Origin of the sequence: Streptomyces sp. RerS4 (genome assembly GCF_023515955.1) — a bacterium.
GTDB lineage: Bacteria > Actinomycetota > Actinomycetes > Streptomycetales > Streptomycetaceae > Streptomyces.
The window spans coordinates 5,836,243-5,859,506 of the sequence record NZ_CP097322.1 but is presented as its reverse complement, the minus strand read 5'-3'; the positions used below and the strand labels follow the sequence as shown (position 1 = coordinate 5,859,506).

Here is a 23,264-nt window from a genome sequence, read left to right as displayed (position 1 = left end):
GCCCCAACCGTTGCGGCCCGGCCTCGCAAGAGGGCCGCCGATGTCGGCAGAGGGACGAGACCACATGCCACAGCACAGGATTCACGCGGTGGCTGCCGCGGCCGCGCTGGCCTGCCTGACAGCGTTCGGCCCCACCCCGAGCAGCGCCTCATCGGCATCCGACCGGGCCGCCGCACCCACCGCGCCCACCCCGCCGGCCCCCCGGTTCGTCCCCGGCGCCTGTCCGAAGCCGCCGGAGCCCATCAAAGCGCTGGCCACGGCACGCTGCGGGTTCCTGGAGGTCCCCGAGAACCGCTCCCGGCCCGGCGGCCGCACCATCAGGCTGGCCGTGGCGCGCATCGCGGCCACCGCGGCGAAGCCGGCCGCGGAGCCGGTGGTGTTCATGGCGGGCGGCCCCGGTGCCGACACGTTCGACGACATCCCCTTCCTGATCGACTCCGGCCTGAACAAGGACCGCGAGCTGATCGTCATGGCCCAGCGCGGCAACCTCTACGACCGGCCGAACCTCGCCTGCCCGGAGGTCGACCGGTTCAACGCGCGGGCCGTGGGCCTGGGCTACGACGCCCAGGAGGCGAAACAGCTCATGCTGAAGGCGGTGAAGGACTGCCGGAACCGCCTGACGGCCGACGGCGTCGACCTGAGCGCCTACAACAGCACCGAGAACGCGGCGGACTTCGCCGACCTGCGCAAGGCGCTGAACATCCCCGAGTGGAACGTCTACGGGTACTCCTACGGCAGCAACCTGGCCCTGACGTACCTGCGCCTGCACCCCGAGGGGATCCGCGCGGTGGCGATCGACTCGATCGCACCGTCCCAGTTCGTGACCCTGCCGTGGACATGGGGCAGCACCGCCGAGGGAATCCGCAACATCTTCGAGGCGTGCGCGGCGCAGCCCGCCTGCAAGGACCGCTACCCGGACCTCCCCCGCCTGCTGACGGAGCAGGTGCGCGAGCTGGAGGCACACCCCCTGACTCTGAACGTCCCGCCGCCGAGCGGAGGCAAGCCGGTCAAGACCGTCCTCGACGGGGGCGCGCTGCTGAACCTGATCGTCGCGTTCACCCCCCGGCCCAAGGACATCCCGGCGGCGCTCGACGAACTCGGCCGCGGAAACCCGGAGCGCTTCGCGCGGGCCCGTGCGGGCGGCTCGGTCCAGAAGGTCGGCGAGTTCGCGCACGGCCTGACGAACTCGATCGCGTGCGCCGAGTGGGCTCCGGGGTACACGGAATCCGACGTGCTGAAGGCCGGGCGGAAGGCCTTCCCCGGGTGGCCGGACACGGTCCTGGCCCAGGTGCCGCAGCTGCCCTTCCAGTACCCCGTGTGCGGGGTCTGGGACGTTCCGGACCGCGCGGAAATCCAGCGGGTGCCCACGGTCAGCTCGGTGCCGGCACTCGTCGTCTCCGGCACGTTCGACGCGAAGACCGGGGCGAGTTGGGCGAAGGGCGTGGCCCGCAACCTGTCCCGCTCGACCTCCGTCGTAGTTCCCGGAATCGGCCACTGGGTGGTCCCACAGTCGCCCTGCGTGCAGCGCGTGCTGGCGTCGTTCTTCGCACATCCGGCCACACCCGACACCTCGTGCGTGGACGATCTTGAACCCGCACCGTTCACGATCATCCCGAAATGACCGGGAGGGCACATGACACACCACCACACGCCCCGTCGACCTCGGCGCGCCGTACGCCGCCTCCTGACCCCGTCGGCCGGCATGGCGACGGGCCTCCTGGTCACCGGCCTGCTCACAGCGCCCGCTCACGCGCAGCCAAGCCCCGACACCACCACCGGAGCGCCCATCGGCACGACCGCCCGGACGGCGGGCGACGCCCGCTACGAGCCGGGCCCCTGCCCCAAGACGGCGGAACCGATCAAGGAGCTTGAGGGGGCCCGCTGCGGAACCCTCACCGTGCCCGAGAACCGCGCCAAACCGAGCGGCAAGACGATCAGACTCGGTGTCGCGATCGTGTCCGCCAAGTCCGCCACACCCAAACCCGACCCCATCGTGTGGCTCGCCGGCGGACCCGGCGACGACGCGGTCGGCGAGGCGAAGATGGCGATCGACGGCGGCCTGAACCGCGATCGTGACGTGATCCTCATGTCCCAGCGCGGTACGTACTCGGCCGATCCCGATGCCCTGTGCCCCAACATCGACGAGTTCAACGCACGCGCGGTCGGCCTCGTCTTCGACGCGCCGTCCACCGAACGCCTGCACGTCGAGGCCACGAAGGCCTGCCGCGACAAGCTGGTGGGCAGCGGGATCGACCTCAGTGCCTACAACGACACCGAGAGCGCCGCCGACTACGACGATCTGCGCAAGGCGCTGGGCATCGAGCAGTGGAACCTGTACGGCATCTCCTACGGCACCAACCTGGCGCTGGTCTCCATGCGCCTGCACCCCGACGGGCTCCGCTCGGTGGGCCTCGACGGCATCCTGCCGCCGTCCAAGGGCGGGTCGGCCTCGACCTGGAGCAGCGCCAAACAGGGCTTCGACGGCCTGTTCAAGGCCTGCGCGGAGCAGCCCGCGTGCGACAAGCGCTATCCGAACCTGCCGGCCACCTTCGAGAAGCTCGTCCGCGACCTCGAAGCCAAGCCCGTCACCACCACCGTCACGCTGCCCGACAGCGACAAGCCGGTGAAGGTCGTGCTGGACGGCGGACTGCTGGTGAACTGGCTGGTCTCCGCCACGCACACGGCGGAGGCGGTACCCCGCTCCCTCGATGAGCTGGCGAACGGCGACCCGCAGCGGATCGCCCAGCAGTGGGCGACCTGGAAGACCAACCCCAAGGGCATCGGCGTGACTTCGCACGGCCTGGTCTACGGCGTCTTCTGCAGCGAGTGGACACCGTACGAGACCCAGGAACAGGCGCTCAAGGGCGGACAGGAAGCGTTCCCGACCTTCCCCCGCTCGGTGCAGGCCGAGGCCCCGCTGCTCACCTTCCTCCGTCCGGACTGCGACGTCTGGAACGTCCCCGCGGCACCGCGCTCGATCCGGGACGTCACGAGCGGCGACATCCCCACCCTCGCCCTGTCGGGTGCGTTCGACGCCCAGACCGGGGCGGACAACGGGCCGTACGTCGCCCGTACGCTGACCAAGGCCACGGTCGTCACGGTGCCCTACGAGCCGCACGTGGTGTTCGCCACCTCGAAGTGCGCCCAGGACATCGCCGCCTCCTTCTTCGACACCCCGGACGCACCGAACACCGACTGCCTGAAGGGCCTCGAACCGCCCGAGTTCGAGATCGGTCCCGAGGCCGCCCCCAGGTCGCCTGGTTCCTAGCCGAGGAGCTGCTCGGGGAGTGTGGACAGGGCCGCGGTGAACGCGGCCCGGCAGCGCAGCCAGTCCGGGTCCGGGTCCGGGGCGTGCAGGGCGAGGAGTTTGGGCAGGAGGTCGGCCGAGAAGGCGCGGGCCGCCTCGGCCGGGATCAGGGACGGCAGGTTGTCGATGGCGATCACGTCGAGCGGGCGCGGTGTGTCGCGCAGGCGCAGGGCTGGGGCGATCCAGTCGGTGAGCCGGTCGTAGACGGGGAGCAGGTGCAGGTCGGAGCCGGTGTCGCAGGTGATGTCGGCGATCACCGAGAGCCGTCGGGTGCCGGTGTCCAGGTCGGCCGGGGTGAGGAAGGGGGGCCTGGGGTGGGTGGTGAGCACCGCGTGGACCAGGATGTCGTGGTCCAGGAGCGCCGTCCGGTCCAGGGCGCGGGTTTGGGCCCGGCCCCAGCGGGTGACGCGGATCCCGGCGGTGGTGAGGGCGTCGACGGCGCCCCGGCCGCTGCGGCCGCCGGCGCCGATCACCAGGGCCCGTAGGCCGTCGCCCGCGCCGGCGCGCAGTCGGGCGTCGAGCTCCGCTCGGGGCAGCGGGACGAGCGGGGCGGTCAGCAGGCCGCGCGCGTGCAGCGCGGCCAGGGCGGCGCCCGCGTACCCCGCCCAGTAGCCGAAGGCGGCCAGCCGGCGGCCTTCGGCGTCGGCGAGGTACTCCAGGTCCAGCAGTGTCCCGCCGCCCGAGGCGAAGCGGCGGAGCAGCTCGGGGCCCTGGCTCTGCCCTTTGTAGGCGTGCCCGAAGTAGACGTGCCGATGGTGCAAACGGTCGGGCGCGGCCGGGAGTTCCTTCAGTCCGAGGACGTACGCCGATCCGGGCGCGGCCTGCGCCCAGGATCCGGTCGGGGCGATGCGGCAGCCCGCGGCGGCGTACTCCTCCAGGGGGAAGACCCGGTGGTCCGACTCCTCCACGGTGATCCGTACGCCGCCGGCGACGAGGCGCGCGGCGTCGTCGGGGGTGAGCGGGGCGCGCCGTTCGGTGGGGCGGGTCTCGCCGCGCATCCAGAGCTGTGGGACGTCTGCCATCGCTGTACCGCCTGTCTGGTCCGAGAGGTGGAGGGGACGGCCCCTTCTCCCCCGCGCCCCGGTGGACCGCGAACAGCCCTCAGCGCGACCCGGCGGCGGCCGGGGGCGGCCGGCGCGGCCGGGGGCGTACGGGCGGTGGCGGTCCGTCGGGGTCCGAGGGAGGGGAGGGCGCGGCGCGGGACCCGGTCCGACGGGTCCCGCGCGCGCAGGGGATGTCTTTCCCGCCCGGCGTACGCGGCACTCCGCGTCGGCGCCGTAACTCCGCTCCCCTGCGCCCCTCGCGCTGCCCCGCGCCCCGCTCGCCACGGCCGTCGCGCACCGGCCGGCCCCGGACAGCACGGCGCGGCGGCGCGTACGTCACACCCGCAGTGGGTGACGTACGCGCCGCCGCAGGTTCGCCGGCGATCCGTCAGTGCGCGAAGGCCGGCTCCGCGTTCGCCTCCGCTTCCGTTTCGGCCGCCGTCTTCTTCTTGGACCCGAGGTGGTTGAAGGCCAGGTTGAGGAGGATGGCCACCACGCACCCGGTGCTGATGCCGGAGTCGAGGACGACCAGGAGGTCCTTCGGGAAGGCGTGGTAGAAGTCGGGGGCGGCGATCGGGATCAGGCCGATGCCGACCGAGGCGGCCACGATCAGGGCGTTCTCGCCCTTCTCCAGGGCCGCGCCCGCCAGGGTCTGGATGCCGCTGGCCGCGACGGAGCCGAAGAGGACGATGCCGGCGCCGCCGAGGACGGGCAGCGGGACGACGCCGATGACGGAGGCCGCGATCGGGCACAGGCCGAGCAGGATCAGGATGGCGCCGCCGGCGGCGACCACGAACCGGCTGCGCACCTTGGTCATCGCGACGAGCCCGATGTTCTGTGCGAAGGCGCTGCACATGAACCCGTTGAACAGCGGGCTGAGGGCGCTGCCGAGGGTGTCGGCGCGCAGGCCGCCCTCGATGGTCTTGGCGTCGGCCGGGCGGCCGACGATCCGGCCGAGGGCCAGGATGTCGGCGGTGGACTCGGTCATGCAGACGAGCATGACGATGCACATGGAGATGATGGCGGCGACCTGGAACTGGGGGGCGCCGAAGTGGAAGGGGGTGGGGAAGCCGATGACGTCGGCGCCGCTGACGGCGTCGAAGTTCGTCATGCCGAGCGGTATCGCGATCAGCGTGCCCGCGACGAGGCCGAGCAGGATGGAGATCTGCTGGAGGAAGCCGCGCAGGAACTTGCGCATCAGCAGGACGATCACCAGGGTGAGGGCGGCCATGCCGATGTTTTGCATCGAGCCGTAGTCGGGGGCGGTGCTGTTGCCGCCCTGCGACCAGTTGAACGCCACCGGGAGCAGCGAGACGCCGATCAGGGTGATGACGGTGCCGGTGACGACGGGTGGGAAGAAGCGGACGAGCTTGCCGAAATAGGGGGCGGCGAGGAAGCCGAGGACGCCGGCGACGATGATCGCGCCGAAGATGATGGGGATGGCGTTGTCCCCCTCGCCCTTGCCGATGGCGATCATCGGGGTCACGCCGGCGAAGGAAACGCCGTTGACGAAGGGGAGTTTGGCGCCGATCTTCCAGAACCCGAGGGTCTGGAGGAGGGTGGCGAGGCCGGCGGTGAAGAGGGAGGCGCCCATCAGGAAGGCGGTCTCGGTGGCGGAGAGGCCGACGGCCGGGCCGACGATCATGGGCGGGGCCACTACACCCGCGTACATGGCGGCCACGTGTTGCAGGCCGCTCGTGAACATCTTCAGCGGAGGCAGGGTCTCGTCGACCGGGTGCTTCTCCTCCGGTACTGCGACTGCGTCTTTGCGAAACCTGGGCGGGATGGCCACGGCTTCCTCCGGTCGGGTAACACGTCGGCAGGGACGTGGGTGTCTTGGAGGTGATGCGAACGCTGTGCGGGTCGAGCCTGTATGCAGTTGTGCGTGTGGTGGTGCCGCGTGCCCCGCCGGGGCTCGCGGCGCGGGGAAACGATTCGCCCAAACCGTTCCGCGCTGTGAGGGGACATGGCTGTGCCGTGGCAGTGGCGCGAGAGCAGAGCTGCGGCGCAAGTGTCACGAGTCACCGCCCCCGGGAGCGCCCTCGGATCTCTCCTCGGGCACTTCCCGGGAACGGCTGCCGCGGACCCCGCTCGGGTCCGCGGCGGCCGGCCGGGGGCCGTCCCCCCCGACCGGACTCCGTGGGATCAGCCCTGCGCGGTGATGCGCGCGAGGCGCTGGGCCTCTTCACGGGTGGACACGGCGATGGCGTCCTCGTCGGCGAAGAGGAGGCGGTTGTTCTCGACGATCTGCTTGCCGTTGACGAACGACGCGGTGACCGGGGCGGCCGCGCCGAAGACCAGGGCGGTGACCGGGTCGGCGATCGAGGAGTGCAGGAAGGTGTTCAGGTTCCACAGCACCAGGTCGGCGCACTTGCCGACCTCCAGCGAGCCGATGTTGTCGGCGCGGCCGAGGACCTGGGCGCCACCGTACGTGCCCAGGCGCAGGGCCTGACGCGCGTTCAGGGCGCGCTCGCGGTGGACCGTGTTCAGACGGTTGATCAGCAGCGCGTTGCGCAGCTCGGTGTGCAGTTCACCGGACTCGTTGGAGGCGGTGCCGTCCACGCCGAGGCCGACCGGGACGCCGGCGGCCAGCATGTCCGGGACGCGGGCGATGCCGGCGGCCAGGCGGGCGTTGGAGGACGGGCAGTGCGCGACACCGGTCTTGGTGCGGGCGAACGCGGCGATGTCGGAGTCGTTCATGTGGACGCTGTGCGCCATCCACACGTCCTCGCCGAGCCAGCCGGTCGACTCGAAGTAGTCGGTCGGGCCCATGCCGAACAGTTCCTTGCAGAACTGCTCTTCCTCGACGGTCTCCGAGCCGTGCGTGTGCAGGCGCACACCCAGGCGACGGGCCAGCTCGGCGCCCTGCTTCAGCAGCTCGGTGGAGACCGAGAAGGGGGAGCAGGGGGCGATGGCGACCTGGGTCATCGCGTCGAAGGAGGCGTCGTGGTGGCGCTTGACGGTCGCCTCGGTGTCGGCGAGGGCACCTTCGAGGGTCTCGACGGCGTGGTCCGGCGGCAGGCCGCCGTCCTTGACGCTGCGGTCCATCGAGCCGCGGGCGAGGGTGAAGCGGACACCCATCTCGGAGGCGGCGCGGATGATCGAGCCGGACAGGTCGCCGGAGCCCTTGGGGTACACGTAGTGGTGGTCCATGGCGGTGGTGACACCGCCCTTGGCCATCGCGGCCAGAGAGCCCTGCGCGGCCGTGTACGTCATCTGCTCGTCGATGCGCGCCCACGTCGGGTACAGCGAGACGAGCCAGTTGAAGAGGTTGTGGTCGGTGGCCAGGCCACGCGTGATCCACTGGTAGAAGTGGTGGTGCGTGTTGACCAGACCGGGAGTCACGAGGTGCCCGGTGCCGTCGATCCGGCGGACTACGTTTTCGAGGTTCGCGGGGGCCTTGCCCGCGCCGACGAACTCGATCTTGTTGCCGGCGACGACCACGTGGCCCGAGGCGTACTCGGTGTCGTTGGCGTCGACGGTCGCGATCGCACAGTTCTCGATGACGATGCGCTCTACCACGCCGTCATGCGCTGCCGATGCTGCCATGGGACTTCCTCGTGCTTTCAGTGGCGGTGCGGGCACGGCAAAACCCAGGGGATTTGAGTGCCGGAGCCGGGGGCCTTGACAGCTGACAGTACTGCCGCCCCATGTGTTGCGTCCGGGTGCCGATTCAGGAAGTGGTGGGGGTGTCGCGCCCGTCCCGGGGCCACTGCGGAGCTCCGGAACGGGCGTGTCGCACTCAGAGGTTGGTCATGTCCACGGGGATACGCGCGTCGGCGCCGTCGCGGAGGACCGTCGCCTCGATCAGACCGTACGGGCGGTCCGCGGCGAAGTAGACCTCGTTGTCGTTCTTGAGGCCGAAGGGCTCCAGGTCGACGAGGAAGTGGTGCTTGTTCGGGAGCGAGAAGCGGACCTCGTCGATCTCCGAACGGTGGTTGATGATGCGCGAACCCATCTGGTACAGGGTCTGCTGCAGCGAGAGGGAGTAGGTCTCCGCGAAGGCCTGGAGCATGTGCTTCTTGGTCTCGGCGTAGGACTTCTCCCAGTTGGGCATCCGCTGCTCGTCATCGGTCCAGTTGAACCGCCAGCGACCCGACACCTGGGTGGCCAGGATGCGGTCGTACGCCTCCTGGAGGGTCGTGTACTTGTCCTTCACGTAACCCCAGAACTCGGAGTTCGTGGAGTTCATGACGATCAGGTCCTTGAGGCCGGAGATGACCTCCCAGTTCTGGCCGTCGTACGTGATCTGGGTGACGCGGGTCTCCATGCCCTTGCGGACGAAGGAGTGGTTGACCTCGTCGGAGCCGATGAACTTCGAGTTGGCGTCCGAGGTGGCGATCCGGTCCCAGGCGTACTCCTCGATCCGGATGCGCGCGCGCTGGATCGGCTCCTGGCTGTTCACGAACCAGCGGGCCAGGTGGATGCCGAACTGCTCGGCGGACTCGATGCCGTACTCCTTGGCGAACGCGTACACCGTGTTCTTGGTGGTGTCCGTGGGCAGGACGTTCGCGTTCGAGCCGGAGTAGTGGACGTCGTCCATGTCGCCGGACAGGGCGACCGAGACGTTCAGGTCCTTGATGTGGTGGGTGTCGCCGTCCCGCGTGATCTTGACGACGCGGTTCTCTGCCTTGCCGTACTGGTTCTGGCCCAGAATCGTGGCCATGACTAGCTCCCTCGGTAAACGGAGTAGCCGAACGGGTTGAGCAGCAGCGGTACGTGGTAGTGCTCGCCCGGGTTCACCGCGAAGGTGATGGTTACCTCGGGGAAGAACGCACCGCTGTCCCTTACGCGGGGGGCGTCCTGCTGCGCCTCGGCTTGCTTCTTTTCGAAGTACGTCTCGGTCTCGAAGTCGAGACGCACGTGGGTGGTGCCCTCCGGCAGCGCCGGCAGGTCCTTGCAACGCCCGTCGGCGTCGGTGGCGCTGCCGCCCAGGGCCGCCCATTCGCCGTCGAGACCCGCGCGGGCCGACAGGGAGATGGCGACGCCCTCGGCGGGCTTGCCGATGCTGGTGTCCAGGATGTGGGTGGACACGGAAGCGGTGGTCGCGGTGCTCATGCTCACTCTCCTTCTTCTGCGAGTTCGACGAGACGGGTCAGACGGATCTTGTTGATCTTGACGAGCTCACCGCGGGCGATCTCTCGCTCCCGCTCCGGCGAGTTGTCGATCCGGACCTTGACCGCGTCCCGCATGAACTCACCGGTCGCACCGGTGGCACAGATGAGGAAGACGTGGCCGAACTTCTCCTGGTACGCCAGGTTCAGTTCGAGGAGCTCGTTCTTGAGCTCCTCCGAGGCGCCGGCCATGCCACGCTGCTCGCGGGCGGAGGTCGGGTCTCCCGGCTTCGGCCGGCCGATCGGCGCGTGGCCGCCCATCGCCTCGCCCAGGTCCTCCGCGGTGAGCTCCGCCATGGCGGACTCGTTCGCGGCGTACAGGGCATCGGCGGTGGCGAAGGGGCGCTGCGCGAGCATCTTGCTGCCCCATGCCGAGCTGGCACACACCTCGTGGAGCTCGGCGGTGGCCGCGTCGGCGTCCAAGGCGTTGAACCGGGTGAGACCCGGGGTCGGACTCGAAGTCACGGTAGGCCTCCGTGGCCTGTTGTTGCTTGACGGGCTGCGCATAGCTAACGCCCTCGACAACACGGCGTCAACACTTTGTTGAAACTTCCCGTACACAAAAGCCGCCGCCCGGATGAATTGGGCGGCGGCTTCGTCACACCAAGTGAAGCGCCCTTCACTCCTGGCTGTTTTTGTTCGGCTTGCCTTGGGCGCCGGACTCCCTGTTCAAGTAGTTGTAGACCGTGAAGCGGCTGACCCCCAGGGCCCCCGCGACCGTTTCCACGCCGTGCCGCACGGAGAAGGCGCCCCGCGCCTCCAGTATCCGCACCACGTCCTGCTTGGACTTCCGGTCGAGCCGCGCCAGTGGCATGCCGTGCCGGCGCTCCAGCGCCGCCAGGATGTGGTCCAGGGATTCGGAGAGCTGGGGCAGGCGCACCGCCAGCAGGTCCCGACCCTCCCATGTCAGCACGACGTCGTCGGGCTGCGCCAGGGCGGGGTCCATCAGCTCGCCGCCCATCGCGTCCACCAGCGGCTTGACCGCGGCGACGAAGGGGTGGTCGCGGGGTTCGGTCACGGGGTCTCCTCCCGGATCACGTTGACCTGGAGCGAGACGCGCGTCGCCCCGGCATCCAGCGCGTCGCGCAGCAGCGCGGCCACCGCGGACAGCACCTCGTCGGATCCGCCCTCGGCGGTGTTGCCGAACGGGCCGACGTCCACCGCGTCCAGCCGCGCCCTCTGCATGACCTCGCGGGCGGCCAGGGCATGGGCGGGGGCCTCTTCGAGGTCGAAGGGCTCGGTCGTGAACTCCACTCTCAATCGCACGCGGTCAACCTACTGCGCGGTCACGATTTTTCGAGGGTCCGCACTTGACAAGTGCGACACTCGGCTTGCAACCTTCCATCAAGCAGAAAATAACTTCCGCAATACGGAAGGAGCGCACACCCCTCATGGGATACACGGACCAGCGCTTCGATGTGAACCTGTCGATCCTCTTCACGGAACTCCCGCTCCTGGAGCGCCCCGCGGCCGCCGCCGCGGCGGGCTTCACCGCGGTCGAGCTGTGGTGGCCCTGGATCGAGACCCCCACCCCCGCCCAGGAGGAACTCGACGCCCTCAAGAAGGCTCTTGAGGACGCCGGCACCCAGCTGGTGGGCCTGAACTTCTACGCCGGCCAACTGCCGGGCCCGGACCGCGGCGCGGTATCGGTCCCCGGTGAGGAGTCGGACCGCTTCAACGCCAACATCAACGTGGCGGCCGACTTCGCCGCCTCGGTCGGCTGCAAGGCGCTGAACGCCCTCTACGGCAACCGCGTCGAAGGCGTGGACCCGGCCGTCCAGGACGAGCTCGCCCTGAAGAACCTGGTCGTGGCCGCGCAGGCCGCCGACCGGGTGGGTGCGATCCTCCTGATCGAGACCCTCAACAAGCCCGAGTCGCCGCTCTACCCGCTGGTGAGCGCCCCGGCCGCCATCGAGGTGGTGGACAAGGTCAACGAGGCCACCGGCCTCGGGAACGCCAAGTTCCTGCTCGACCTGTACCACCTGGCGATGAACGATGAGGACCTCTCCGAGGTCATCGAAAAGTACGCCGCCAAGACCGGCCACGTCCAGATCGCGGACAAGCCCGGACGCGGTGCCCCCGGCACCGGCGAGCTGCCCCTCGAAGCGCTGCTCGACCAGCTCAAGAAGGCCGGATACGAGGGCTACGTAGGCCTCGAATACAAGGCGCAGGACGCCGCCGCGTCCTTCGACTTCCTCCCGGTCGAGGCCCGCGCGGCCCGCTAGGCCGACAAAGTCCGGGCGATCAGCCAGGCACCCCTCGCACTTTTCGTACGAAGCATTAAGAGAAGGACCCTCATCATGAGCACGCTCCCCAACATCGCCTGGATCGGCCTCGGCATCATGGGCTCCCCCATGGCCGAGAACCTGCTGAAGGCCGGCTACTCGGTCACCGGCTTCACGCTGGAGCAGGACAAGCTGGACCGCCTGGCGAACGCCGGTGGCACCGCCGCCGGCTCGATCGCCGAGGCCGTCAAGGACGCCGACGTCATCATCACGATGGTGCCCGCCTCCCCGCACGTCGAGGCCATCTCCTACGGCCCCGAGGGCATCCTGGAGAACGCCAAGTCCGGCGCGCTGATCATCGACATGTCGTCGATCACCCCGCAGACCTCCATCGACCTGGCGAAGAACGCCGCCGAGAAGGGCATCCGCGTCATCGACGCCCCGGTGTCCGGCGGCGAGGCCGGCGCCATCGAGGCCGTCCTGTCGATCATGGTGGGTGGCGAGCAGGCCGACTTCGACGCGGCCCTGCCGATCCTCGAAGCCCTCGGCAAGACCATCGTGCTCTGCGGCCCGCACGGCTCCGGCCAGACGGTGAAGGCCGCCAACCAGCTCATCGTCGCCGTGAACATCCAGGCGTGCGCCGAGGCCGTCGTCTTCCTGGAGAAGTCCGGTGTGGACCTGAACGCCGCCCTGGACGTCCTCAACGGCGGTCTGGCCGGCTCCACGGTGCTGACCCGCAAGAAGGACAACTTCCTGAACCGCGACTTCAAGCCCGGTTTCCGGATCGACCTGCACCACAAGGACATGGGCATCGTCACCGACGCCGCCCGCAACGTCGGTGCGGCCCTGCCGGTCGGCGCGGTCGTCGCCCAGCTGGTCGCCTCGCTGCGCGCCCAGGGTGACGGCGGCCTGGACCACTCCGCCCTGCTCCGCGCGGTCGAGCGCCTCTCCGGCGCCCAGCTCTGAGCGAGCCTCCCCGCGGCGGCCCTCCCGTAGGGCCGCCCCTCCCCCTCACGGGGGCCTGAGTTTCCGGATGGTGCCGGTGCTGACACCTGTCCTGTCGCGCCCAAGCGCCGGCACCGTCCGGATCACCTCTCTCCCATCTTTGTTCAACAAACTGTTGACGCTGCGTTCACGCCGAAATTAGGCTGTTTCGCATGACGGAAGACGCCTTCCGTCAGCAGTTACCCGTACGGAAGGTCACCATGTCGAAGCGCACGCTGACGACCGAGTCCGGCGCCCCGGTCGCCGACAATCAGAACTCCGCCACCGCCGGCGTCGGTGGCCCGCTCCTGGTCCAGGACCAGCAGCTTCTGGAGAAGCTCGCCCGGTTCAACCGCGAGCGCATCCCGGAGCGTGTGGTGCACGCCCGCGGCTCCGCCGCGTACGGCTACTTCGAGGTGACCGACGACGTCACCGCGTACACCAGCGCGGCGTTCCTCAACACGGTCGGCAAGAAGACCGAGACCTTCCTGCGGTTCTCCACCGTGGCGGACTCCCTCGGTGGCGCGGACGCCGTCCGCGACCCGCGCGGCTTCGCGCTGAAGTTCTACACCGAAGAGGGCAACTACGACCTCGTCGGCAACAACACCCCGGTGTTCTTCATCAAGGACCCGATCAAGTTCCCCGACTTCATCCACTCCCAGAAGCGCGACCCCTTCACGGGCAAGCAGGAGCCGGACAACGTCTGGGACTTCTGGGCGCACGCCCCCGAGGCGACGCACCAGATCACCTGGCTGATGGGTGACCGCGGCATCCCGGCGTCCTACCGCCACATGAACGGCTACGGCTCCCACACCTACCAGTGGACCAACGAGTCGGGCGAGGCCTTCTTCGTCAAGTACCACTTCAAGACGAACCAGGGCATCCGCTGCCTGTCGGCCGAGCAGGCCGCCGAACTCGTCGGCAAGGACGCGAACTCGCACCAGACCGACCTGCTCCAGGCCATCGAGCGCGGTGTGAACCCGAGCTGGACCCTCTACGTCCAGATCATGCCCGCCGCCGAGGCCGCGGACTACCGCTTCAACCCGTTCGACCTCACCAAGGTGTGGCCGCACGCCGACTACCCGCTGCAGCGCGTGGGCCGCCTGGTCCTCGACCGCAACCCGGACAACGTCTTCGCCGAGGTCGAGCAGTCCGCCTTCTCCCCGAACAACTTCGTTCCGGGCATCACCGCCTCGCCGGACAAGATGCTCCAGGGCCGCCTGTTCGCGTACGCCGACGCCCAGCGCTACCGCCTCGGTGTGAACCACACCCAGCTGCCGGTCAACGCCCCCAAGGCGACGAAGGCCGACAACTACGGCCGCGACGGCGTCATGGCGCTGCGCAACGGCTCGCGCCACGACAAGAACTACGAGCCCAACTCGTACCAGGGTCCGGCCGAGACCGGTCTCGCGCTCGGCGCCCCGAAGGCCGTCTCCGGCTACACGGGCACCCACGCGGCCCCGGCCCACACCAAGGACGACGACTTCTTCCAGGCCGGTGAGCTCTACCGCCTGATGTCGGAGGCCGAGAAGCAGCGTCTGGTGGCGAACATCGCCGGCGGCCTGTCTCAGGTCACCCTGGAGGACGTCATCGAGAAGAACCTGGCTCACTTCCACGCCGCCGACGCCGACTACGGCCGTCGCGTCGAGGAGGCCGTCCGCGCCCTGCGCGACGCCTGAGCCGCCCAGCTGCACCGGGGGCCTGACGGGAGGTCAGGCCTCGGGTGCGAACCCGAGCCACGTACCCGGATGAGGGGTGGTACGCGGTAAGGGAGGACGAGGACCGTGGCGAGCGTGCGAGCCAGTGCGGTGGTAATGGGTTCCGAGGCCCGTCTCTTGACCTGAGGGAGACGAAGCCGAAGCTCTCGTCGCCGCCCGCCACGGTCCCAGCCATTTCCTGTCCTTGTGTAGAGGGGCCACGCACAGAGCCCCCTCTACACAGGGCGAACCTCCCACAAACTCCGGCCGTCGGGCCCAACCCGAGGCCAACCAACTCCGCCCGGCGGTGCGAACGTCCTCTCCTGGACGCCGTTCTCGCACCGCTACGCGGGCATCGAGCCGGCTGCGCCGGCCTCCGGCCGTCGGGCCCAACCCGACGCCAACCAACTCCGCCCGGCGGTGCGAACGTCCTCTCCTGGACGCCGTTCTCGCACCGCTACGCGGGCATCGAGCCGGCTGCGCCGGCCTCCGGCCGTCGGGCCCAACCCGACGCCAACCAACTCCGCCCGGCGGTGCGAACGTCCTCTCCTGGACGCCGTTCTCGCACCGCTACGCGGGCATCGAGCCGGCTGCGCCGGCCTCCGGCCGTCGGGCCCAACCCGACGCCAACCAACTCCGCCCGGCGGTGCGAACGTCCTGTCGCGCCAGCCTCGCTCCGTCGGGCGGTACCAAACCAGAGCGCCGAGTCACGGACGGTCCCGTGACTCGGCGCTTTGTCGTACCCGGACCCCGGAAGACCCCAGGCCCGGTTCGTTCGAGCCCCGCTACGGGGCTCCTGGCGTGCGGTACACGGCGGTTGGACGCAGCCCCGCTCTACCACCTGAGCGCGCCTGGACATGGCCGGCACCTCCAGCCGTGAGCGTCACGTGTAACCGCGACGGGGCGGCGGCACTCACCCCGCCCAGGCCAGGCCCGTCCTGGGCGGTCCCCGCCGACACACACACCCACGCGTGGGCCGAAGGCGGCCGTACGCGCCCCCTGGGGCGCCCCGACGGGGCGCGGAGACGAGCGGGAGACGGGGCCCGGCCCCTGGTGGCGGCGGCCACCACGGCGAGCGGTCGGCCCGCAGGCCTGCCACGCTCCCCCGCCACGCCCCGCGCCGCCCGCCAAACGCCGGACGGCCCCCGTTCCCTCCTCTGGGGAGGGAACGGGGGCCGTCGGGTTCAGACGGGGCGGGTCAGAAGGCCTTGATGGCGGTCGGGGCGTGGCCCGGCTCCGTGGCGAGGTCCTCGAACTCGGTGACGTTGCTCATGTCGACCGTCTTGCTCATCGCGATGTTGGTGATCCGCTCCAGGATGGCCTCGACGACGACCGGGACCTGGAACTCCTGCGCCAGCTTCTTGGCCTGCTCGAAGGCGGCGCCCAGCTCGTTCGGGTCGGTGACGCGGATCGCCTTGACGCCCAGGCCCTCGGCGACCTTGACGTGGTCGACGCCGTAGGCACCGAGCTCCGGGGTGTTGATGTTCTCGAACTCCAGGTTGACCTCGAAGTTGATGCCGAGGTTGCCCTGCGCCTGGCGGATCAGGCCGAGGTAGGCGTTGTTCACGAGGACGTGGACGTAGGGGACCTTGTGCTGGGCGGCGACCGCCAGCTCCTCGATCATGAACTGGAAGTCGTAGTCGCCCGAAAGCGCGACGATCGGGGTCTCCGGGTCCGCGGTGGCGGCGCCGATGGCGGCCGGGATGGTCCAACCGAGCGGGCCGGCCTGGCCGCAGTTGATCCAGTGGCGCGGCTTGTAGACGTGCAGGAACTGCGCGGCGGCGATCTGGGAGAGGCCGATGGTGGTGACGTAGCGCGTCTCCGGGCCGAAGGCCTTGTTCATCTCCTCGTAGACGCGCTGCGGCTTCAGGGGGATGTTGTCGAAGTGCGTACGGCGCAGCAGGGTGGCCTTGCGCTCCTGCGCGGAGGCGGCCCAGGCGGAGAAGTCCGGCAGCTTGCCCTCGGCCTTGAGCTCCTTGGCGACCTCGATGAAGAGCTCCAGCGCGACCTTGGCGTCGGAGGCGATGCCGAAGTCCGGCGCGAAGATCCGGCCCAGCTGGGTGGGCTCGATGTCGACGTGGACGAACTTGCGGTCGCCGAGGTAGGCGTCCAGGTTGTAGCCGGTGTGGCGGTTGGCCCAGCGGTTGCCGATGCCGAGGACGACGTCCGACTCCAGGAAGGTCGCGTTACCGTAGCGGTGCGCGGTCTGGACGCCGACCATGCCGGCGGCCAGCTCGTGGTCGTCCGGGATGGTGCCCCAGCCCATGAGGGTGGAGATGACCGGGATGTTGGTCAGCTCGGCGAACTCGACCAGCAGGTCGGTGGCGTCGGCGTTGATGATGCCGCCACCGGCGACGATCAGCGGGCGCTCGGACTCCAGCAGGAAGCTCAGGGCCTTCACGGCCTGGGCACGCGTGGCCTGCGGCTTGTAGACCGGCAGCGGCTGGTAGGTCTCGGGGTCGAACTCGATCTCGGTCAGCTGGACGTCGATCGGGAGGTCGATCAGGACCGGGCCGGGGCGGCCGGAGCGCATCAGGTGGAAGGCCTGCTGGAAGACGCCGGGGACCTGCGCGGCCTCCAGGACCGTGGTGGCGGCCTTGGTGACGGGCTTGGCGATCGAGGCGATGTCGACGGCCTGGAAGTCCTCCTTGTGGAGCTTCGAGACCGGGGCCTGGCCGGTGATGCACAGGATCGGGATCGAGTCCGCGATCGCGGAGTACAGGCCGGTGATCATGTCGGTGCCGGCCGGACCCGAGGTGCCGATGCAGACGCCGATGTTGCCCGCCTTGGCACGGGTGTAGCCCTCGGCCATGTGCGAGGCGCCCTCGACGTGGCGGGCGAGCGTGTGGTTGATGCCGCCCACGTTCTTGAGCTCGCGGTAGAACGGGTTGATCGCAGCGCCGGGCACGCCGAACGCTTGTTCGACACCCTCAAGCTTGAGGATCTCAACTGCAGCTGCGGCGGCTGTCATACGAGGCATCAGGTTCTCCTGCGGGTCTGGCGGTCAGACTTTTCCGTCATCCGGAATTTTTGTTCTGCTATACGGAACAAGCTAAGCGGCGACTTCCCGCGCGTCAAGGCGCCCACCCACCCCGGAACCCACCAAAAGCCGCATCCCGTTCGGTGAGTTGCACAAAAAGCCGGCCGCGCGGGGGCGCATCGGCGTGAAACCGCGCCCGCGCTCGCCCCTGCGGTGGCCGGTGGTGGAGCATGGACCCACTCACAGCGACGGAGGGGGTCCAGGTCTCATGGCGGATGCGGTACCGGTGCGCTGCCCGGCGTGCCTGCGCGAGAACGGCTACACCGCCCCGGTCTTCCCCTGCGCCTGCGGGAGCCCGGTCGCACCACCGCTGGACCTCGCCGCGCCCCCGCTGCCCCTGACGCATCGGACCTGGTCGGAGAGCTGGGTGGCGGTGCGGTGCGGGGCCTGCGGGCGGGAGAGCGAGTGGCCGCACCCGGAGGTGGGCTGCGGTTCCTGCGGGACGGTCGTACGGATCCCCGTGCTCCCGCCGCAGCCGGCCGAGCCGGGCGGGCCGGCGGGACCGGGCGGGTCGGCTGCGGGCGCGGGCAAGGCGGGGGACGCGCGGGGCGGCGTACGGGGCGACGTAGGGGACGGCGTACGGCCGAAGGGGGACGCTCCCGGGCGGGGCCCGGCGCCCGCTCCGGGGGAACCCGATCCGCGCTCCGGCGCACGCGCCCCGCACGCCCTCGGATCCGCCCCCGCGCCCGCCCCCGGCTCGTCGGGCGGCGCCCGGACCCCGATCCCGAGGCCGGCGTTCCGTCCCGTGACCATCCGTACGGCCCGGGACGCGGTGGTGACGGCCGCGCTGTACCTGCGCTGGCTCGGCTTCCAGGACGTCCGGCAACCCGACGGCCTGCCGATCCCCTCGGCGGCGGTGGACCTCCGGGCCCCGGGCGTGGTGGCCCAGGTCGACCCGACGACGGCGCCCGCCGGGCTGCGCGCGGTGGAGTGCGTCTGGCTGAACGGCCTCACGGCCTCCGCGACCAGCGTCTACTTCTCCCTGGCGGGGTACACGGAGGAGGCCCGCGGCCGCGCCGACGAGCTGGGGATACCGCTGTTCGTCATGGACCTCACGGGCATGCCGCAGCCGGTCAACGACCCGGCGGACATCCTTGTCAGTGCGGGGGCCTAGGGGGTGTGCGGTGGATCAGGGTCGGATAGCCCGCCCCGGGCCCGGCCATGATCCGCGGACACCCCCTAAGCTTCGGAGGTTGCCGGCCGTCGCTCCGAGGCCGGTGGCAAGGCCCCTTCCCCTTTCTGTCGCGTTCCTGCCGAGGAGAGCCCGATGAGCCTGTACGACATCCCGCTGACCACCCTGGACGACGAGCCCACGAGCCTCGCCGCCCACAAGGGCAAGGCCATCCTGCTGGTGAACACCGCCTCGCAGTGCGGTCTGACCCCCCAGTACTCCGGGCTGGCCCGGCTGCAGTTCGCGTACGAGGCGAAGGGCTTCACCGTCATCGGCGTGCCCTGCAACCAGTTCGGCGGCCAGGAGCCGGGCACGGCGGAGGACATCCAGACCTTCTGCGCGGCCGGCTTCGGCGTGACCTTCCCGATGCTGGAGAAGTCCGAGGTGAACGGCGAGAACCGGCACCCGCTGTACGCGGAGCTGGTGAAGACCCCGGACGCGGAGGGCGAGGCCGGGGACATCCAGTGGAACTTCGAGAAGTTCCTGATCTCCCCCGCCGGCGAGGTCGTGGCGCGCTTCCGCCCGCGCACCGAGCCCGAGGCGCCCGAGGTCATCGCGGCGATCGAGGCGCAGCTGCCCGCGTAGTCCCCGCCCCGCCCGTGCGTGGCCCGGTGCCGGCTTCCTCGGACGTCCTTCCGACGGAAGCCGGCCGCGCGGGGGCGCCGCGTCTCAGTTGACCTGGCGGTCGAGCCCGTCCCAGTACGGCTCGCGCAGCTTGAACTTCTGGATCTTGCCGGTGGCCGTGCGCGGGATGGCCTCGCGGAACTCGACGCTCGTCGGCGCCTTGTAGCCGGCCATCCGTTCCTTGCAGTGCGCGATGATCTCGGCCTCGTCCGCGGCGGCCCCGTCGGCGACGACCACGAGGGCCTTGATCGTCTCGCCCCACTTCTCGTGCGGGACGCCGATGACGGCGACCTCCGCGACCGCCGGATGGCTGAAGATCGCGTCCTCCACCTCGATGGAGGACACGTTCTCGCCGCCGGTGATGATCACGTCCTTCTTGCGGTCGGAGATCGTCAGGTGTCCGTCGGCGGCGTCGATCTCTCCGCCGTCGCCCGTGTGGAACCAGCCGTCCTTCAGCGCGTCCGCCGTCTCCCGCGGCTTCTCCCAGTACCCGTCCAGGACGACGTTCGACCGCGCCAGTACCTCACCGGACCCCGACACCTTCAGCTTCACGCCGAGCGCCGGCAGCCCCGCGCGCGACAGCTTGCGCGCCCGCTCGGCGGCGGGCAGCGCGGCGTCCTCGGGCCGGATCCGGTTGAAGGTGAGCAGGGGCGAGGTCTCCGTCAGGCCGTAGATCTGGGTGAACTCCCAGCCCAGCTCCTCGCCCACCCGTTCGATCATCCGGCTCGGCGGCGGAGCGCCCGCGCAGACGATCCGTACGCGGTCACGGCCCGGGATCTCGCCCTCCCAGCCGGCCGCCGCGTCGAGTACCGCGTTCCAGACGGCGGGGGCGCCGCACATGAGGGTGACGCCGTGTTCGTCGACCCGGCGCAGGATCTCCGCGCCGTCGACCTTGCGCAACACCACCTGCTTGACGCCGAGTCCGGCCATCACGTAGGGCATGCCCCAGCCGTTGCAGTGGAACATCGGGAGGGTGTGCATGTACACGTCGCGTTCCCAGACGCGGGTGTGCAGCCCGAACGTCAGCCCGTTGACCCAGATGTTGCGGTGCGTCAGCTGGACGCCCTTGGGGCGGGCGGTGGTGCCCGAGGTGTAGTTGATCGTCGCGGTCGCGTCCTCGTCGGGATTCGACCACGGGCGCGGCTCGACGCCGAAGCGCATCAGCTCGGTGTCGGTCTGCTCGCCGAGTACGAACCGGTGGCGGGCGGGGACGGCGGAGGTGGCCGCCTCCAGCTCGGGGTCGACCAGCAGGACCGACGCGCCGCTCTGTTCGACGACGTAGGCGATCTCATCCGGCTTGAGACGGAAGTTGATCGGTACGCAGATCCGGCCGCTCATCGGTACGGCGAACAACAGCTCCAGCAGCCGGGCCGAGTTGTGGCTCACCACCGCCACGCGTTCGCCCTCGCCGATGCCCAACGCGTCGAACCCGGCCTGCCACGCCCGGACCCGCTCGCCCAGTCGTCCGTACGTCGACATGGGCACCGGCCGGCCGGGCTGATCGGGTTCGTCGACCACACCCGGGCCGGCGGAGAACCCCAGCTCCGCCCGGTCGAGGAAGTCCGCGACGGTCATCGGAATCCGCATGTGCACGCTCCAGTGTCCAGTGTCCAGACAAGCACGTCAGCTGGTGGGGAGTCTGGCACAAACAGCTCCTCCCACCGGGCTCGTTACCGGCCGATACCGGCCGGCTCCGGGCCGGCTCAGCGGTGGATCGACCCGAACCGAACGTCGCCCGGCCCGTCGCCCGGCCCGTCGCCCATCTCGGCGAGGAGCGCCCGCCCCTCCGCCGCGATCTCCTCCCGAACCGCCGCGGAGTGCGTACCGAACAACTCCACGGTGAGCACCTCTCCTGCCCCCATCCGCCACAGCCCGGCGAGGAACCCGTCCACCAGCAGGGTCGGATGGGACTGGTTCCCGGTCCAGGTGCGGCCCTTGGCCTCGGGGGTGACGACGCGGGAGCGGTCGGCGTGGGAGAGGAGCAGGTTGTCGAACTCGGGCAGGAAACGCGGCGGCGCCGGGGTGTCCGCGTCGGGGCGGGGCGCGTCGGGGAGGTCGAACAGCTCGACGCCGTTCTCGTCGCGGAAGACGCGCAGGCGCGGGCGCAGCCGCTGGAAGACCTCGCGCAGACGGGTGAGCCCGGCCCAGACCTGCATGTCCTTGACGGAGGCGGGCCCGAAGGCGCCGAGGTAGCGCAAGACGACGTCGTCGATGCGCTGCGCCTCCCCGCCCGACTCCCCGAGCCACCGTTCGACGGTGGTGAGACGTACCGCCCCACTGCGCCCCCACACCCCGCGCGGGGTGACCTGGACGAGGGGCAGCCGGCAGCGGGCGGCGACGGAGAGGGACTGGGGGTCGGCGTCCGGCCAGGTGCGCAGCAGTTCCTCGCGGATCTCGCCCATGGTGCGCGGTTCCTCCTCCACGAAGGCTCGGGCGCGGGCGGCGAGCCGTTCGAGGTCGACGCCGACGAGGCCCTTGCGGAAGGCGTTGACCTCCCGGTCGCGGGCCGGCTGGACGAGGGGGCGCAGGGTGAGGGCGTCGTGGGCGGTGTGGGTGTGGATGGTGGAGCGCAGGGTGACCATCCGGACGACCTCGCGCGACTCCATGAGCCCGGCGAGCTCGGCCGGCCGGAATCCGGCCAGCCGGGCGTGGAGCTGGAAGTAGGGCGGCTTGACGTTCTGCGCCTGGAGTCCGAGGAGGTGGGCCACCGCGTCGCGCGCGGACATCTCGGCGCGGCTCAGCAGCAGCTGGCGGGCGAGCGTGGCACGGTTCAGAGCGCGGGTGTCGAGTACGGGATGCGTCGTGGAGGCCATGCCGAGAAACTATCCCGCGTCGCGGTCAGCCCCTGTCCGCGATCCCCGACCGGAAAGCCGACCTCGCGATGCCGGACCGCCGAGACCGCCGAGCCCACCCAGACGGCCCGGACCACCCGGACCGCCGTACTCCCCCGCCCGCGAAACGTCCGCCGCAGGAGCTGCCGCCGAACCATCGCAGCGTCGTCGACTCCGCCGTCTACCGCCACGGCCGCCGCGTGGCCTCCCCCGCCACACTGGCCGACACGTTCCGCCGGCTGCGCGAGGAGCCCGACGGCATGGCCTGGATCGGCCTGCACCGACCCACGGAGCCCGAACTCCACTCACTTGCCGCAGAGTTCAACCTCCACCCGCTCTCCATCGAAGACGCCCTGGAGGCCCACCAACGCCCGAAGCTGGAGCGCTACGGCGACACCCTCTTCGTCGTGCTGCGCGCGGCCCGCTACCTCGACGCCCCGGAGGAGGTCGAGTTCGGCGAGCTGCACGTCTTCGTCGGCCCGGACTTCCTGATCACGGTCCGCCACGGCGCCGCCCCCGACCTCTCCGGCGTCCGCCGCCGCATGGAAGCCACCCCGGAGCTCCTCTCCCTCGGCCCGGAAGCCGCCCTGTACGCCATCCTCGACGCGGTGGTGGACGGCTACGCCCCCGTCGTCGCGGGTGTGCAGAACGACATGGACGAGATCGAAACGGAAGTCTTCCGCGGCGACCCGGAGGTCTCCCGCCGCATCTACGAGCTCTCCCGCGAGATGGTCGAGTTCCAACGCGCCACCCGCCCCCTGGTCGGCATGCTCCACGGCCTCATGGCGGGCTTCGCCAAGTACGGCACGGACGAGGAACTCCAGCGCTACCTCCGCGACGTGGCCGACCACGTCACCCACACCAGCGAGCGCGTGGACGGCTTCCGCCAGGCCCTGACGGAAATCCTCACCGTCAACGCCACCCTGGTCTCCCAACAACAAAACGCCGAAATGCGCGCCCTGGCCGAAGCCGGCTTCGAACAGAACGAGGAGATCAAGAAGATCTCCTCCTGGGCCGCCATCCTCTTCGCCCCCACCCTGGTCGGCACGATCTACGGCATGAACTTCGACCACATGCCGGAACTGAAGTGGGCAGCCGGCTACCCCTTCGCGATCCTCCTGATGGCGGTCGTCTGCGTCAGCCTCTACGTCATCTTCAAGAAGCGCGACTGGCTGTAGCCGGCACATCGAACCATTGGTCCACGTAGCTCCGCCGACGACGTCACCGG

19 protein-coding genes are annotated in these 23,264 nt (G+C 70.2%); 8 read left to right on the top strand and 11 right to left on the bottom strand.

Translation table 11 applies throughout. The features are described 5' to 3' along the window. Positions 1-88 precede the first annotated feature (88 nt). Together M4D82_RS26940 and M4D82_RS26935 are read left to right on the top strand one after the other, a co-directional pair. Complete coding sequence (locus M4D82_RS26940) at positions 89-1,621, top strand: alpha/beta fold hydrolase (RefSeq protein ID WP_349637096.1); 1,533 nt, start codon at positions 89-91, stop codon at positions 1,619-1,621. A gap of 12 nt (positions 1,622-1,633) precedes the next feature. Further along, on the top strand, positions 1,634-3,268 hold the full coding sequence (locus M4D82_RS26935; RefSeq protein WP_249768527.1) for an alpha/beta fold hydrolase: 1,635 nt from the start codon (positions 1,634-1,636) through the stop codon (positions 3,266-3,268). Here the strand turns inward: M4D82_RS26935 and M4D82_RS26930 are convergent. The 8 genes from M4D82_RS26930 to M4D82_RS26895 form a co-directional block, all read right to left on the bottom strand. Next, positions 3,265-4,329, bottom strand: coding sequence for a saccharopine dehydrogenase (locus M4D82_RS26930; protein ID WP_249768526.1), 1,065 nt, complete (start codon positions 4,327-4,329; stop codon positions 3,265-3,267). The genes M4D82_RS26935 and M4D82_RS26930 overlap by 4 nt on opposite strands. A gap of 409 nt (positions 4,330-4,738) precedes the next feature. Then, entirely contained in the window at positions 4,739-6,142 is a 1,404-nt protein-coding gene (locus M4D82_RS26925) for a nucleobase:cation symporter-2 family protein (RefSeq protein WP_249768525.1), read from the bottom strand. Positions 6,143-6,495: 353 nt separating this feature from the next. Beyond that, the gene (locus M4D82_RS26920) at positions 6,496-7,899 is read right to left on the bottom strand and encodes an 8-oxoguanine deaminase (protein WP_249768524.1); all 1,404 of its coding nucleotides are present in this window, start codon (positions 7,897-7,899) and stop codon (positions 6,496-6,498) included. Between the two features lie 193 nt (positions 7,900-8,092). Next, positions 8,093-9,016, bottom strand: coding sequence for a factor-independent urate hydroxylase (pucL, locus tag M4D82_RS26915; RefSeq protein WP_249768523.1), 924 nt, complete (start codon positions 9,014-9,016; stop codon positions 8,093-8,095). A 2-nt stretch (positions 9,017-9,018) separates the two neighbouring features. Further along, on the bottom strand, positions 9,019-9,408 hold the full coding sequence (gene uraH / locus M4D82_RS26910; RefSeq protein ID WP_249768522.1) for a hydroxyisourate hydrolase: 390 nt from the start codon (positions 9,406-9,408) through the stop codon (positions 9,019-9,021). A 2-nt stretch (positions 9,409-9,410) separates the two neighbouring features. Next, positions 9,411-9,929: a 2-oxo-4-hydroxy-4-carboxy-5-ureidoimidazoline decarboxylase gene (uraD, locus tag M4D82_RS26905; protein WP_249768521.1), complete on the bottom strand. Its 519-nt coding sequence runs from the start codon at positions 9,927-9,929 to the stop codon at positions 9,411-9,413. 154 nt (positions 9,930-10,083) lie between these two features. Further along, complete coding sequence (locus tag M4D82_RS26900; RefSeq protein ID WP_249768520.1) at positions 10,084-10,482, bottom strand: helix-turn-helix domain-containing protein; 399 nt, start codon at positions 10,480-10,482, stop codon at positions 10,084-10,086. Next, the gene (locus tag M4D82_RS26895; protein WP_249768519.1) at positions 10,479-10,730 is read right to left on the bottom strand and encodes a hypothetical protein; all 252 of its coding nucleotides are present in this window, start codon (positions 10,728-10,730) and stop codon (positions 10,479-10,481) included. The genes M4D82_RS26900 and M4D82_RS26895 overlap by 4 nt, the downstream gene beginning before the upstream one ends. A 125-nt stretch (positions 10,731-10,855) precedes the next feature. Here M4D82_RS26895 and M4D82_RS26890 point away from each other — a divergent pair, with 125 nt between their 5' ends. The 3 genes from M4D82_RS26890 (at position 10,856) to M4D82_RS26880 (ending at position 14,352) form a co-directional block, all read left to right on the top strand. Then, positions 10,856-11,689 (top strand): TIM barrel protein, encoded by an 834-nt coding sequence (locus M4D82_RS26890; RefSeq protein WP_249768518.1) that lies wholly within the window; start codon positions 10,856-10,858, stop codon positions 11,687-11,689. 75 nt (positions 11,690-11,764) lie between these two features. Next, complete coding sequence (locus tag M4D82_RS26885; RefSeq protein ID WP_249768517.1) at positions 11,765-12,655, top strand: 2-hydroxy-3-oxopropionate reductase; 891 nt, start codon at positions 11,765-11,767, stop codon at positions 12,653-12,655. Between the two features lie 239 nt (positions 12,656-12,894). Further along, on the top strand, positions 12,895-14,352 hold the full coding sequence (locus tag M4D82_RS26880; protein ID WP_249772191.1) for a catalase: 1,458 nt from the start codon (positions 12,895-12,897) through the stop codon (positions 14,350-14,352). A 1,216-nt stretch (positions 14,353-15,568) separates the two neighbouring features. Here M4D82_RS26880 and gcl read toward each other — a convergent pair. Further along, a complete protein-coding gene (gene gcl, locus M4D82_RS26875; protein WP_249768516.1) occupies positions 15,569-17,350 on the bottom strand; it encodes a glyoxylate carboligase in 1,782 nt (593 codons plus the stop codon). A 268-nt stretch (positions 17,351-17,618) separates the two neighbouring features. On the opposite strand from gcl, the gene M4D82_RS26870 reads away from it, so the two are divergent. Together M4D82_RS26870 and M4D82_RS26865 are read left to right on the top strand one after the other, a co-directional pair. Further along, positions 17,619-18,524, top strand: a complete 906-nt coding sequence (locus M4D82_RS26870) for a hypothetical protein (RefSeq protein WP_249768515.1) — start codon at positions 17,619-17,621, stop codon at positions 18,522-18,524. 153 nt (positions 18,525-18,677) lie between these two features. After that, positions 18,678-19,166, top strand: a complete 489-nt coding sequence (locus M4D82_RS26865) for a glutathione peroxidase (protein WP_249768514.1) — start codon at positions 18,678-18,680, stop codon at positions 19,164-19,166. Between the two features lie 84 nt (positions 19,167-19,250). Here M4D82_RS26865 and M4D82_RS26860 read toward each other — a convergent pair whose 3' ends face one another. Together M4D82_RS26860 and M4D82_RS26855 are read right to left on the bottom strand one after the other, a co-directional pair. Continuing rightward, positions 19,251-20,792, bottom strand: coding sequence for an AMP-binding protein (locus tag M4D82_RS26860; protein ID WP_249768513.1), 1,542 nt, complete (start codon positions 20,790-20,792; stop codon positions 19,251-19,253). A 116-nt stretch (positions 20,793-20,908) separates the two neighbouring features. Continuing rightward, positions 20,909-22,018, bottom strand: a complete 1,110-nt coding sequence (locus M4D82_RS26855) for a winged helix DNA-binding domain-containing protein (RefSeq protein WP_249768512.1) — start codon at positions 22,016-22,018, stop codon at positions 20,909-20,911. Positions 22,019-22,086: 68 nt separating this feature from the next. On the opposite strand from M4D82_RS26855, the gene M4D82_RS26850 reads away from it, so the two are divergent. Next, positions 22,087-23,214 (top strand): magnesium and cobalt transport protein CorA, encoded by a 1,128-nt coding sequence (locus tag M4D82_RS26850; protein WP_249768511.1) that lies wholly within the window; start codon positions 22,087-22,089, stop codon positions 23,212-23,214. Positions 23,215-23,264 lie beyond the last annotated feature (50 nt).

Bases quoted from the DNA above. Each gene is read 5' to 3' on its own strand.
- M4D82_RS26935 (WP_249768527.1), top strand. From the start codon at position 1,634: ATGACACACCACCACACGCCCCGTCGACCTCGGCGCGCCGTACGCCGC.
- M4D82_RS26930 (WP_249768526.1), bottom strand. From the start codon at position 4,329: ATGGCAGACGTCCCACAGCTCTGGATGCGCGGCGAGACCCGCCCCACC.
- M4D82_RS26920 (WP_249768524.1), bottom strand. From the start codon at position 7,899: ATGGCAGCATCGGCAGCGCATGACGGCGTGGTAGAGCGCATCGTCATC.
- pucL (WP_249768523.1), bottom strand. From the start codon at position 9,016: ATGGCCACGATTCTGGGCCAGAACCAGTACGGCAAGGCAGAGAACCGC.
- uraH (WP_249768522.1), bottom strand. From the start codon at position 9,408: ATGAGCACCGCGACCACCGCTTCCGTGTCCACCCACATCCTGGACACC.
- M4D82_RS26890 (WP_249768518.1), top strand. From the start codon at position 10,856: ATGGGATACACGGACCAGCGCTTCGATGTGAACCTGTCGATCCTCTTC.
- M4D82_RS26885 (WP_249768517.1), top strand. From the start codon at position 11,765: ATGAGCACGCTCCCCAACATCGCCTGGATCGGCCTCGGCATCATGGGC.
- M4D82_RS26880 (WP_249772191.1), top strand. From the start codon at position 12,895: ATGTCGAAGCGCACGCTGACGACCGAGTCCGGCGCCCCGGTCGCCGAC.
- gcl (WP_249768516.1), bottom strand. From the start codon at position 17,350: ATGCCTCGTATGACAGCCGCCGCAGCTGCAGTTGAGATCCTCAAGCTT.
- M4D82_RS26870 (WP_249768515.1), top strand. From the start codon at position 17,619: ATGGCGGATGCGGTACCGGTGCGCTGCCCGGCGTGCCTGCGCGAGAAC.
- M4D82_RS26865 (WP_249768514.1), top strand. From the start codon at position 18,678: ATGAGCCTGTACGACATCCCGCTGACCACCCTGGACGACGAGCCCACG.
- M4D82_RS26860 (WP_249768513.1), bottom strand. From the start codon at position 20,792: ATGCGGATTCCGATGACCGTCGCGGACTTCCTCGACCGGGCGGAGCTG.
- M4D82_RS26855 (WP_249768512.1), bottom strand. From the start codon at position 22,018: ATGGCCTCCACGACGCATCCCGTACTCGACACCCGCGCTCTGAACCGT.
- M4D82_RS26850 (WP_249768511.1), top strand. From the start codon at position 22,087: ATGCCGGACCGCCGAGACCGCCGAGCCCACCCAGACGGCCCGGACCAC.